Source organism: Acidobacteriota bacterium (assembly GCA_003696075.1).
Classification (GTDB): Bacteria; Acidobacteriota; Polarisedimenticolia; order J045; family J045; genus J045.
In genome coordinates, this window is the sequence record RFHH01000141.1 from 12685 (window position 1) to 25396 (window position 12712).

Sequence of the window (12712 nt, forward strand, 5' to 3'; positions counted from 1 at the left end):
ATCGGGCGGGGTGAAGCCTGTGTGGCCCACCTGATTGTCCTAGACCAGGCGGATCCGCGCAATGGAACATGGAACGTCATGCCTGTAAGCCGCTGCGGCGGTCACGAGCCGCCCGCGGCCGTTTCCGCGCCTCCGCGGTGGTACTCGCGCTGCTCGTGGCAAGCGACCGCGCAGCGGCCGCCGTCGGCAAGCGGCTCGTAGTCGATCGGAAGATCCCATTGGCCGAACGGGGCGCGGCTGCGGATCAGGTGGGCTGCCCCACCGTGCGGCGAGTGGCACAGAGCGCACGAGCGGCTCTTCTCGCGCGCCACGTGCACGCGGTGAAGGTTCTTCTGCTCGTTCCGGAATCCGGTGTCCGCACCCTCTTCCAGCATCGTCTCGTCGTGGCAGGCGAAGCAGAGCGCGTAGCTTCCCTCCGCCCCGCGGGCGTAGGGGCCGTCCGGAAACGCGTCCGTCACGAGCCGGCCGTAGTCCGAGGCGTGCGGCGGATGGCAGGTGTCGCACCCCGCATCGACGGCGCCGTGCGGCAGCTCCGCCGTTTCGATCTCCTCCTTCACGTTCCTCACCGGGCGGCGCCCCTCCCACGTCTGCACGCGCCCGTGGCACCGCCAGCACAACTCCGGCGAATCGGCCCGCAACAGCTTCCCGCGGTCCGACCGGTGCGGATCGTGGCACCCGGTGCAGCGGCCCGCCGCCACCGGGCCGTGCACGTGTCCCGTCATCCCCCCCGCCGGATCGTCGTGACAGCCGAGGCAGGTCTCGCCGATCGGGTCGGGCGTGTCGAAGGCGTGCCCGGTCGCCCGCGGCGTGTGGCACAGGTCGCACGCCTCGTCCTCGACCGGCATGTGCACGACCGCCCCTTCCGCCAGGTTCGCATGGCAGCCGGAGGTCAGGCAGTTGCCCTCCCCGGCGTCCGGGGGCGGGGCCGCCTGCTGGGCGGCGGCCGGCCAGGCGGCGGCCAGCAGGAACGCGGCGACGCAGCGCCTAGTAGCTCTTCCGGTCATGGTCCTCCCCGTGGCATTTCAGCGAGCAGGATCCCCGGTGCGTGCCGAGGTCCTCGAACCGGAGGATCCCCTTCCTGTTGGGCGAGACGATGCGCGTGTCGAAGCTGATCAGATGCGTGTTGCCGGTCGGATCTCCGGCGACCGACGAAACCCCGTGCGGGTCGTGGCAGGCCGAGCAAGGGGCGTCCTCGCCGACGACGTGCTTCTTGTGGAGCTTGAAGCCGCTCTGGTTCTTGCTCAGCAGGACACTGCGGCTGTGGCAGCGGTAGCACAGCGCGTAGGCCTGGCTGCTCTCCGGCGTGTAGTCGTCGGTGTCGTAGTTGAGCCGCAGGATGAACGGGTTGACGCTGCCGTGCGGGCCCTGCGAGCCGCCGCTGTCCGCCTGGTCCGAGGCGTGACAGTCGGTGCAGTAGATCTGGCTCGACTCGGTCAGCGGCGGGATCAGCGACGGAACGTCCGGGTTCTTGCCCGGTTGGGCGACCGGGTGGAACGAGATGGCGTCCGGCGCGAACTCGAGGCGCGTGTTGATCTCCCCCGCCGTCCTCGGTATCGCCTGAGTGGCGTTGGTCGTGTCGGCGTGGCACTTGAAGCAGACCTCGTACATGAACTGCACCGGCTTCACCGGCTGTCCGTCGATGTCGATTCCGCTGGTTCCGCGCAGCGCCCCCGAGGCCGCCGGTGGCGAGGCCGGCGCGTGCCACGCCTGGTGCGGCTCGTGGCAGTCGGCACACTCGACGTGCCGCGCCATCAGGAACGGATCCTCGTCCGGCTCGTGCACGCCCTGCGTCACGTCGATGGGATGCGTGTAGCTCTTCTGGAACTCGGCTTGGATGTCGAGCGTCGCCACGTGACCGTTGTGGCAGGCGTAGCAGGCCTCCTCCTCCGGCGCGCGCTTGACCAGCCGCTCCGGCTGCGCCGCCGTGTGCGGCGTGTGGCACGACCGGCAGGCGTTGTCGGCGACGGTGCGGTCCGACGACCCCGGCCAGGGATCCGGCGGGGTGCCGTCCCATTGGGCCGTCGAGGTCGCATGGACCGACGTGTCCCAGTTGGTCTTGTCGTGGCAGGAGGTGCACAGCTGGCCGCCGGTGTCCGACGTGAGGAGGAACTTGCCGTAGGTGTCGTCGTGCGGGTCGTGGCACGAGGTGCACTGGAGCTGCGAGCTGCTGTCCAGATGGACGGGCGGCGGGATCGCCTGAGGGTCGCGCAGCTCCGGGTCCTGCGAGACCAAACCCGAGTCGTACACGAAGGAGATCGGGTGGTCGTCACCCAGGTCCGTCCCGAGGCTCCCCGTCGTCTCGTCCAGGTAGCGGTGGCCCGCCGGGAACTCGATCTCCGACGGCTCGGAGTGCAGATCCCCCAGCGCCACCGTCCCGTCGTGGCAGGACAGGCACATCCGGCTCGCGCCGGTGGGCTGGTCCGGCAGCGCGTCGAGAGTGGTCGAGTCGTAGAGGAGATAGGTCGCGGTGCTGTCCTCGCGGTTCCACAGCGGCGCCTGCGTGCGGGCCCGGTGCGGGGCGTGGCAGAAGATGCAGATGCGCTCCTCGGTCAGCGCCTTGACCTCGCCCGGTCCCGTGGTGCCCAGGTTGTGCTTCGTCTGGTCGATGCCGGCCAGCGCCGTGGCGCAACCGGCCGCCAGCAGCGCTGCACCCCAGCGGATCCTCATGCTCCTTCTCCCAGCATCCGGAAGACCTGCACGCGGTGGTTGTAGGCGTCGGCCACGAAGAGGCGGCCCTCCGGACCGATCGCGACGCCGGCCGGCATCCAGAACTGGCCCGGGCCGCGACCGCGCCGGCCCACGGCGAGCAGGAGGCGCCCCTCCGGGTCGAAGATCTGCACGTTGTCGAACAGGGCGTCGGCCACGAAGATCCTCCCCTCGCCGTCCACGCCGAGTCCCCGGGGCCTCGAGAAGGTCCCCGGACCGTCACCGGCGAATCCGAACGACGAGACCGGCGTTCCCGCCGCATCCAGAATCTGGACGCGGAAGTTCATGGCGTCGAGAACGAACAGGCGGCCGCGGGGACCGACGGCGACGTCGATCGGGTAGTTGAACTGCCCGGGACCGGATCCCCGGCCGCCGATGGCCGCCACCCGGCGGCCCTCGAGATCGAGGGCGACGATGCGGTGGCCGAGAGCGTCGGCCACCCACAGCCGGTCGCGGTTCCGGTCCAGCGCCATCCCCGTCGGGCGCTCGATTGCGTCGGCAGCCGTCCGCCACAGCTCCTCGCCCCGCGCGTCGAAAGCGACCACGCTTCCCGCCGCGGAGTCGGCGACGAAGAGCCGGTCGCCGAGCAGGACGCAGTCGATCGGGCTGACGAGGTGCCGCCGCCCCACCGCCCGGCCGGGCCGGCCCGGGTCGTGCAGCCACACGACCCGCGCCCCGGGATCGGCCACGCAGACACGGCCCTCCGGCCCGACGCCGACCCCGTGGGGACGCACGTAACCCCGGCCCCGGGCGGCGTACTCGCCGGACCACGCCACGCGCGGGCGGGCCGGAGGAGAGGGCCAGACCGGGCCCGGCCCCTCCGCCGCCCGGTAGGCGGGGGCACGGACGCTTCCGCATCCCAGCGACGCGGCCACGACGGCCGCGGCGATCGCCGTGACGGCGGCCAGCCTCACCGGAAGTACCTCCTCAAGAGCAGGACGACCTCGTCGCGGTCGTCTCGCCCCGAAAGCTCGATGTCCTGCAGGCGCCGGCGCGCCCGGGCGACCAGTTCGAAGGCCCGGAACCGCCAGTCGAGCTGCAGGTGGGCTTCGAAGTAACGTCCCTCCCGGTCGAGCACGAATTCGTCCCACCGGTCCAGCCCCGCCGTCAGCCGCGTCCGGCGCAACCGCAGCCTCAGGTCGACGCCAGCCCGTTCGAGGTCGATCCGCTCGCCGGGGCGGTCGGGGAACGTCGTCCTCTGCTTCATCGCGTCGAAGTCGAACTGGAGGAATCGCGTCTCCACGATCCCCCACCTCAGCGACGCGTTCCAGCGGGCGAACGGCAGGATGAAGCTCTTCTTGGTGTGCCGCGTGCCCTCGATCTGCCACCTCCGCCGGCTCACGCCGCCGGAATAGATCTTCTCCAGAGTCTGGTCGATCCGGCCGTCCGGCGTTCCGGCGATGAGGTCCTGCGCCTGCTTGGTCCGGCTGAGCCGGAACCAGACCCCGCTCCGGTCCCGCCACCCCAGCAGGTACCGGTTCGACCGGGTCCTCACGTCGAGCGCCGGGCTGGTGGTGACCGCGAAACGGACGAGGATCGTGTCGCCGGCCTGGATCGCGCTGCCCGGGAGGATCCGCAGCTCGACCACGCCGCCCGCCGCGAGAACCTCGTAATCGATCCCCTCCGTGTAGACGACCGTTCCGGTGACGTCGGTGACCTCGATCGTGTCGGGCTCGATCCCCGGCGTGTCGAGGAGGATCGGCAGCCCGTCCTCCACCAGGTGCTCTTCGGAGACGATCCTGCGGCGCGCGGGGAGATCCTGGTCGTCCCGGCGCAGCCGGCGGCCCACGGCCAGGTGGAGGGTGCCGGCGGTGAGGTGGCGCGTGTAGTCGAGCCCCGCGCGGTACTCGCGGAGGGTTTCGGTCCCGGCCTCCGGAAGATCGGTGTCCTGCAGGTCGGCCGCCGCCGTGGTGACCAGCGAGCCCCACAGCCGGTGCTCGAGCCCGATCGAACCGCGCCGCGTCACGAGGCGCCCCAGGAGGTCCTCCTGCTCCAGGCGCTCGAGCCGGCCCCCGAGCTGGAAATCGTCGTTCGGGCGCCACTCGACCGACTCCGCGCCGATCGCGTAGCGGAAATCGGCGGTTCCCGCCCGGTCGTAACCGAAGAGGGTCGTGTTGAACGTCAGCGTGCGGGAGGCGAGGGCGCGGTAACGGTGGGAGAGCGAAACGCGGACCTGCCGGTAGTCCTGGCGCGTGGAGCGCTCGACATAGTCCTGGAGCTCGCTCTCCAGCCGCATGGTGGAGAACCGCCCCCGCTGGTCGAGCTGGAATCCCCAGCTCGTGCGCCGCTCGTCCCGCGGGTCCCCCTCGATCCCTTCGGTCCGCGCGCGGTCGGCGTAGAAAGTGAGGGGCCAGACGCGCGAGCGGCGGCGGAGAGTGGCCCGGAGCTCGCGGCGCAGGACGCGCCTCGTCGGGGCAAACGTGCTGTCGATGTCCTGGATGGACTGGTGGCCGGTGATCTCCCCGTTCCAGCGGAAGGCCGGCGCGATCCCGAGGCGCACCCGGTACTGGCTGGCATCGGCGTTCCTCGAGCCCTGGAACACGCCGGTGTTGGCGTCGATCTCGCTCCGCCGCAGCCGCAGCGTGCCACCCACCGAGAACGGCAGCAGGGACGGGTGCAGGAACGACCCGGTGATGTCTCCGCCGATCCCGTACAGCAGCGCCCCCTCCTCCTGCCGGAACAGCTGCCCGTCGACCGGAGGCTCCCTCTCCTGCCGCTCGAAGTCGTAGCCCAGCTCGAGGAAGCCGGTGGCGTCCCGGAACCGCACGGGACGGACCAGGCGGACCGCCTGCCCGTACGCGTCGCTCCCGGCCAGTGCGGCCAGGACGAGCGCCGCCAGCACCGCACCCGGCCGCCTCACGGCCCCCTCCCCCCCATCAGAGGCGCGTGCGGGTCGTGACAGTCGAGACAGCCGGCCCCCTCCGGCACGGGCGGGCCGGTGAGGTGGCTTTCGCCGTGACACCCGAGGCAGATCGTCTCCGGAGCCGCTCGCAGCAGCTTGACCTCGCGGCTCCGGTGGGGAAGGTGGCAGGCCGTGCACAGCCCGGCCGCTACCGGACCGTGCCAGCGGACGTCGTCTCCCCAGGTGAGGCCGGCGCGCAGGGTGCGCCGCTCGTGGCACGACACGCACAGCTTCTCGACCGGGCGCCGCAGGCGCGCCGCTTCGGCGCCCTGGGCCGGGTTCGCTCCGGTCGCGGCCACGTGGCACGCCTGGCACAGCCGGGCGGCCACGGGACCGTGCTGGGAGCCCCGCCAGACCGGCCGCGGCACCCGCCGCGCTTTCCGGGCGGTCTGGGGTGGGGCCGGATTGGCCCGGGCCCTCTCCTCCTCGCGGGCCCGTCGCTTGCTCGGCGGGTCGTCGAACAGCGCTTCGAGCACCTTCTGGCGGGAAGCCGCGCTGCACCCGGCAGCGCCCGCCACCAGCGGGACGAGCAGAAGGCACGACAGCAACCGCACCGCGGCGCGGCGACCGGTCCGCCCCCGCGGAACGGCGGCCCCACGCCGCGGCCGGCTCACGATCCCTTCCCCTCGCGTCCCGCCCCCTCTCCGGCCGGATCGCCGAAGACGTAGATGTTCAGTTTGTGCGGGCCGCTCTGGTTGGTGACGAGAACGAGGTACTTCGGCTTCAGCTTCGGTGAAATGCGGTGCTTGAAGTAGCCGAGCAGCGAGCGGTCGATCGTGATCTCGAACGGCAGGTACATGTGGCCGGCGAAGTTCCCGTAGCCGCCGTAGAAAGTCGCCGGCTGGCCGTCCGGCAGGAAGATCTGCGCGTTCTCGAAGCCGGCGTCCAGGACGTGGACCAGGCCCTCCTCGTCCACCGCCACCCCCTTGGGGCGCGTGAAGCTCCCGGTCCAGTCGCCGAGCTTGCCGAAGGAGGCGAGCGGCTCCCCCTCGGGGGTCAACTTCTGGACGCGGAAGTTCATCGAATCGGTGACGTAGAGGTTCCCGTCGGGGGCGGCATAGATGGCCACCGGGTACTTGAACTTGCCCGGCTCCGCCCCCTCGCCGCCGAGGGTGCCGACCTTTCGGCCGGTCTCCTTGTCGAAGACCTCGATCTCGTGGTCCTTGGCGTCGGTGACGTACAGCCTGTCGCCGAGGACGGCGACGTCGGTCGGACGGAGCTCGTCGGGGTTTCCGTATCCCTTGAGGACCGCTCCCGTCTCCGTGTCGTAGGCGACGACCTGGCTCCGGCCGGCGTCGGCGACGAAGAGGCGGCCTTCGTCGTCGATGTCGAGGCCGAGGGGGTTGCCGAGGCCCTCGGCGAAAAGGTCGAACCGCTTGCCGGGCAGGTCGATGCGGACGATCGCTCCGAGGCGGCCGTCCGCGACATAGATCACGCCGTCATGGACACCCACCCCGCGCGGCCGCACGAGCTGCCGCGTGGGCGCGTCTCCGAGAAGGGCGGCGGTGAGACCCTTGCGCAGGCCCGGGACGTCCTTGTCGGACGTCACGGCCATCAGGAACTGCAGCCGGGGCTCGTCGGGCGGGGGCGGGAAGAAACCCTCCTGGGGGCCGGGTTTCTTCGTCTCGACACTCGCGCAGCCGGCGATGCCGGCCGCCAGCAACACGAGCGCCGCCGTCCGTCCCCGCGGACGGGCCCGCTTCGTCGTCTTCTTCATGGGATTCGCCCTAACGCGCCGGGGAAGGGGCCGCGCGGGCTCCGGCCCCTCTCCCCTCATGGCGCAAGGCTACTTCGCGTGGCAGGTCAGGCACAGACCGGACGGGCTCCCGCCCTGATTGGTGGTCTGCGCGACGCGAAGGAGGTGCGTGTTCGGCACCGCCTCGCCCGGGCTGTCGTGCACGTCGTGGCACGAGCTGCACTGGACCTTGCCGTTCTGGAGGACGTCGGCGATCGTCCCGGAGGTCCCCATCGGATCGGTCTTCGGGTGCAGGCCGGGATCCGCGTTCTCGTCGTAGACGATCGACAGCGGGTGCGTGGCCCGCAGGTCGGTGCCCTCACCGCCCGGGACGTTCGGGATCCGGGCATCCGGATCCTCGTCCTGGATGTAGAGCGTGCCGCCGCTTCCGATGTTCTTGTCGAACTCGTCGATGGCGACCGTGCCGTCGTGGCAGCCGAGGCACATCTTGCTGATGCCGGTCGGCTCGGCATCGATCGCGCCGTCGAGCGTGTCCGACGAGTACATGGTGTAGGCATGGTTCGGCAGCGCGTGGTTCCACAGCAGGCCGACGAGGCCGATGTCCCGGCCGTGGTCGTGCGGCACGTGGCAGACCCGGCAGATCTCCTGGCGGAAGTTCCACGACTCCGCCGAGAAGTCGTGCGGGCTGCCGACGATGCCGTTGCCGGACCCGTTGGCGAGCGCCGCCGGCGCGACGAGCAACGCAAGGGCACAAGCGGCGTACAGCAGCTTGGGGGTTCTCATGGTGGTTTCGCCCTCCCGGTGCCCGGCCCCGGGGCCGAGCACGGATTACGAGTTGGACCTTGAGTTGGGAAAGGAACGCCAAACCGTTTCCGGCTGGCCCGCGGGCGTTCCTTTCCCCGTTCCTCTGCGCCGGGAATTATACTACTAAATGGTCACATAATCCTAATTAGTTATACACTTTTTTCGACCGGCCGGGACGGCGGCGAGGGCCCCCCGGCCCAGGGGTCCGGGGCCGTTTGCCCCAGCCGGGAGCGGAAGGTAAAACCAACCCTTCCAGCCCGGTTTGAGGCACCCCCCATACGACACACCTCGAAGAGAGGTTTCCTCATGTCCATCAGGAATCCGAATCGACCCGGCGGCGCGGCCGCCGCGGCCCCGCGGGGCGCGCTCGATCGCATCCTCGACGCGGTCGGCAGCCTCACGTTCGGCATCGTCATCATGACCGCGATCCTGATCTACTGCTGGATCGGATCCGCGGGCTTCGCCCCCTTCTCCGACTGGTTCGTCCGGCAATCGTTCGAAAAGACGGAGATGGAGTGGTTCAACTGGTGGCCGTTCCACGTGCTGCTGGCCCTGATGTGCCTTTCGCTCGTGGTGGCCACCGTGAGGAAGGTCCGCCTCGATCTGCCGCACCTGGGCCTGTGGCTCACCCACGGCGGGATCCTCGTGGTGGTGCTCGGCACCGTCTATTACTTCGGCATGAAGCGCGAGGGCGACGTCCTCGTGTACCGGCGCCAGGCCGTCATCACCCTCCCCGGCGGTTCTCCCGCGGCGATGACGTTGCGCCCCGGGGAAGCGGTGACCGTCCGCGGCGAGGGCAAGGCCTACCGCGTGCAGGTGGCCGACCTCAATCCGCACTACCGGCTCCGCTCCGGCGACGACGCCGGCAAGGAGACCTACGCGGCGCAGCTCTTCTTCCAGCCGCTGGAGGGGGATGCCCATCCCTTCATCCGGCAGCTCCTGGTGGGCTACCCGCAATACACGGAGGATGTCCTCCCGGGCCGCGGGCGGGCGGTCAAGGTGACCGGCGAGAAGCTCGTCGACAAGGACGTCGAGGTCGAGCTGAGGTACGCCCCCGCCGACCGGATCTACCTGCGGGACACCGCTGCGATCCACGTGCGGCCGGCGGGCGCCGGGGACGATGCGTGGATCGAACTTCCGGTTCCCGGCCTGCCGCACTACAACGAATACGCGCTCGCCGCGGCGGACGTGGTCGTCCCGCCCGGCGAGGAGCACCCGCTGCGCCGCCTGGAAATCCCGGTGGACGCCTCTCCGGCGGCACGACTGCTCGGTGAGGGCACGCGGGTCCGCGTGACCGGGTTCCTGCCGTTCGCGCATCTCGAGGAGCGGTGGGAGCCGGGCGGCGACGAGTTCCACCCTCTCATGCGCTTCGCGCTCCACATCGGCAACACCAATGCGAGCGGAACGCTCCACGCCGACGCGCCGCATCCGCATCACGTCCAGGTGGGGCGCCAACTGCTCGACGTCTCCTTCAAGTGGATCGAGTCGCAGGAGGAGCTCGACCGATTGATCGCTCCCGGCCCGTCGACGCTCGTCGTCTCGGTCCCCGAGCGGCACGTGACGCGGCGGATTCGCCTCGCCGATGCCCAGGAACGGGCGGTGGCGGTTCCGGGAACCGGGTACAAGCTCCAGGTCCTGGAGGTGCAGCCGCACTGGACGCTGGCCGGCGAGGAGGGCGGCGTGGCGTCGATGGTGCTCGTCCGCGTGACGAAGGGCGACCGCAGCTTCCTCCGGGCGGTCGTGACGCCCCAGGTCGAACTCTCGCAGGACATCGACGAGAGCGGACACCAGGCGGGCCGAATCCTCGACGATTCGATCCGCATCGAGGTGGAGAACCTCTCCTTGCCCGGCCTCACGCTGGTCGCCGGGCCCGTCGGGCTGCACGCGATCGTCGTCGACGGCGCCGGCCAGGTGACTCACAGGCCGGCGAAGCTGGGCGTGCCGGTGGTGTTCCCCTTCGACGATCTCCAGGTGACGATCGCGGCGGTCAGCGAGAAGGCGAGGAAGGTGCTGCGGCCGGTGGTGATTCCGTGGCGCGAGCGCGACCGGAAGGCCGGCATGGCGTACGCCGCGGTGCAGGTCGAGATCGCGGGCCCGCAGGGCGCCGAGCGCTATTGGGTGCGCTACAGCCACTACGCGCATCCCAGCCGGGCCGGGTTCTTCCCGCAGCGGGTGACGCTCCCCGACGGCCGGGCCATCGAGCTGCTCTTCTCCCGCCGCACGCTGCCCCTCCCCGCGCCGGTGGCGCTGGAGGCGTTCCAGCTCGAAACGTACACCGGCGGAACGCGGGAGCGGGACTACATCAGCCTGGTCCGCTTCCGCGAGGACGGCGGCTGGTCCGACATCAAGGAGATCCGCAGCAACCAGCCGACCGCCTACCGCGGCTGGTGGTTCTTCCAGAGCACCTGGGATCCGCCCGTTCCCCAGGCCAACTACGCCGGCATGAACTACACGGGGCTCGGTGTCGGCAATCGGCACGGCGTCGCGATCATGCTCTGGGGGAGCCTGCTCACCGTTTTCGGCACCTTCTGGGCCTTCTACATCAAGCCGATCCTGCTCCGCCGGAGGCGCGCGGCCGAAGCCGTCGCGGCGCCCGCGGCGCCGGCCCCCGAACCGGAGCTCGAACCGGTGGCCGTCGGCGGCTCGACGAGCCGGTCGGACGCGTGACCCGAGGAGACGCGCCATGAGCAACCAGAAGCGTAGATTCCCCCGCACCGGCGGCGCCCTCCTGCTCGCGGCGAGCCTCGCCGCGGCCGGGATCTCGCCGCTCCTCGCCGCCGGCGAGCCGGCGATCGAGCTCTCCGTGAGCAAGTCGTTCGCCGCCGCGCTCGACCTCGATCCGATCCGGCTGGCGGCCGTCCAGGACGGCGGCCGGCTGAAGACGGTCGACTCCCTCGCCCGCGAGAAGCTGAAGTACGTCAACAGCTCCCGGGCGATGAGGAAGCTCGATCCGGTGCTGGTGTTCCTCGACCTGATGCTGGTCCCGGAGCACTACGCCGGCACGAACATCGTCTACATCCGAAAGAAGCCGTTCCGGCAGCAGCTCGTGCAGAAGATCCGCAGCGTCACCTCCCGCGACGAGCGGACGGGGCCGATCTCCGATCCGGAGCTGGACCGCATCGAGGAGACGGGGTTCGTGTCGCTGATGTTCCTCGACCACCCCGTCGTGCGTGACGTCCTCTCCGAGCTGCAGCGGGACCTCATGCGCGCGAACAAGGAGGTCCAGAAGCTCGAAGATGCCCGCGCCCTGGCGGACGCCCGCGTCCTGCGCTCGATCTTCCGCGTGATTCCGCCCCCGGGCGGCACGCCGCTGGATCCGTGGTACTCGATCGACGCGATCGAGCGCCCGCAAATGCCCGACATCCCCGCCCACGCCGGGATGCGCTCCGGCGGCGGGGTCCCCGGGTTGCCGGAGGAGGTGGCCGCGAAGCTGCGCGAGGCCTGGACAGGGCTGGCCGAGGCGTGGCGCTTCCAGGACGCCGCCAAGGCGAACGAGTCGATCCGAACGCTCGCCGAAACGCTCGCCTCCGTGGAACCGTCGCTTTACCCGTCGGAGCGGCGCCGGGCGTGGGAGCACTGGTACTACCGCAACAACAAGCTGACGCAGACGTGGATCCTCTACTTCCTCGCCCTCCCCTTCCTGCTGATGGCCACCGCTTACGGGTTCCGCTGGGCGAGGGCGGTGGGGCTCCTGCTGTTCGTGGCCGCGTTCCTGCTGCACACGCTCTCCATCGGCCTGCGCTGGTACCTCGCCGGACGGATCCCCAACGCGAACATGTTCGAGGCGATCACCGCTTCCGCCTGGTTCGGCGGCGCGGCGGCCCTGGTGATGGAGCTGGTCCTGCGGCGCTGGCCGGTGAAGAACCTCCCCGCCCTCGGAGCGTCGGCCTACGCGATGACGGCGATGATGGTCGCCAACTTCATGCCGGTCGCTCTCGACTCCGACATCGGCGTGCTGATGCCGGTGCTCGACCGGACGATCTGGCTCTACATCCACACGAACATCGTCATCGCCTCCTACGCCCTGATCTTCTTCGCGGCGGTGACCGCGCTCCTCTACCTCGGGCTGCGGTTCGCGATGACGTTCAGCACTTCCTCCCGCCTGCGGGAGGTGTGGGCCGGCAGCGGGGGCAGCGCCACCGTGGCCGTCGAGGGGGGAGCGGCCTCCCTCATCCTCGGCCGCCGCATCCGGCCCGGCGAGGCGCTGAACGTGGGCCTGGCGAAGAGCCTCGACGGCGCGACGATGATCTTCCTCGAGGTGGCGTTCCTCGCCCTGTGGGTGGGGACGATCCTCGGGGCGGTGTGGGCCGACGTGTCCTGGGGGCGTCCCTGGGGCTGGGACCCCAAGGAGGTCTTCGCCCTCAACACCTGGATCGTCTTCCTCATCCTCCTGCACGTGCGGCTGAAGGTGAAGGACAAGGCGTTCTGGACGGCGATCCTCGCGATCGTCGGATGCGCCGTGATGCTGTTCAACTGGATCGCGGTGAACTTCGTGATCGTCGGGCTCCACAGCTACGCCTGAGGAGCGGCCGCGGCGGGGGCCCCGTCCTCGGGCCCCCGCCGGCGGCGCCGCCCCCGGCCCCGTGCCCGGGGGCGGCCCGGCG

At 70.6% G+C, this 12712-nt stretch carries 9 protein-coding genes; 2 read left to right on the plus strand and 7 right to left on the minus strand.

Going from position 1 to position 12712, the window contains the following annotated elements; all coding sequences use genetic code 11:
* Window positions 1–101: 101 nt before the first annotated feature.
* Genes D6718_09695 through D6718_09725 form a run of 7 tightly spaced genes read right to left on the minus strand, consistent with a single transcriptional unit; the run spans window position 102 to window position 8087 of the window.
* On the minus strand, window positions 102–1004 hold the full coding sequence (locus D6718_09695; GenBank protein ID RMG44589.1) for a hypothetical protein: 903 nt from the start codon (window positions 1002–1004) through the stop codon (window positions 102–104).
* On the minus strand, window positions 985–2667 hold the full coding sequence (locus D6718_09700) for a hypothetical protein (protein RMG44590.1): 1683 nt from the start codon (window positions 2665–2667) through the stop codon (window positions 985–987). Before D6718_09700 ends, D6718_09695 begins: the two co-directional genes overlap by 20 nt.
* Window positions 2664–3620, minus strand: coding sequence for a hypothetical protein (locus D6718_09705; GenBank protein RMG44591.1), 957 nt, complete (start codon window positions 3618–3620; stop codon window positions 2664–2666). Before D6718_09705 ends, D6718_09700 begins: the two co-directional genes overlap by 4 nt.
* Window positions 3617–5566 (minus strand): hypothetical protein, encoded by a 1950-nt coding sequence (locus D6718_09710; protein RMG44592.1) that lies wholly within the window; start codon window positions 5564–5566, stop codon window positions 3617–3619. Before D6718_09710 ends, D6718_09705 begins: the two co-directional genes overlap by 4 nt.
* The gene (locus D6718_09715) at window positions 5563–6222 is read right to left on the minus strand and encodes a hypothetical protein (protein RMG44593.1); all 660 of its coding nucleotides are present in this window, start codon (window positions 6220–6222) and stop codon (window positions 5563–5565) included. Before D6718_09715 ends, D6718_09710 begins: the two co-directional genes overlap by 4 nt.
* Window positions 6219–7385, minus strand: coding sequence for a hypothetical protein (locus D6718_09720; GenBank protein RMG44594.1), 1167 nt, complete (start codon window positions 7383–7385; stop codon window positions 6219–6221). The genes D6718_09715 and D6718_09720 overlap by 4 nt, the downstream gene beginning before the upstream one ends.
* 9 nt (window positions 7386–7394) lie before the next feature.
* The gene (locus D6718_09725; protein ID RMG44595.1) at window positions 7395–8087 is read right to left on the minus strand and encodes a cytochrome C; all 693 of its coding nucleotides are present in this window, start codon (window positions 8085–8087) and stop codon (window positions 7395–7397) included.
* Between the two features lie 327 nt (window positions 8088–8414).
* On the opposite strand from D6718_09725, the gene D6718_09730 reads away from it, so the two are divergent.
* Window positions 8415–10775: a hypothetical protein gene (locus D6718_09730; GenBank protein ID RMG44596.1), complete on the plus strand. Its 2361-nt coding sequence runs from the start codon at window positions 8415–8417 to the stop codon at window positions 10773–10775.
* A 16-nt stretch (window positions 10776–10791) separates the two neighbouring features.
* Entirely contained in the window at window positions 10792–12630 is a 1839-nt protein-coding gene (locus D6718_09735) for a hypothetical protein (protein RMG44597.1), read from the plus strand.
* Window positions 12631–12712 lie beyond the last annotated feature (82 nt).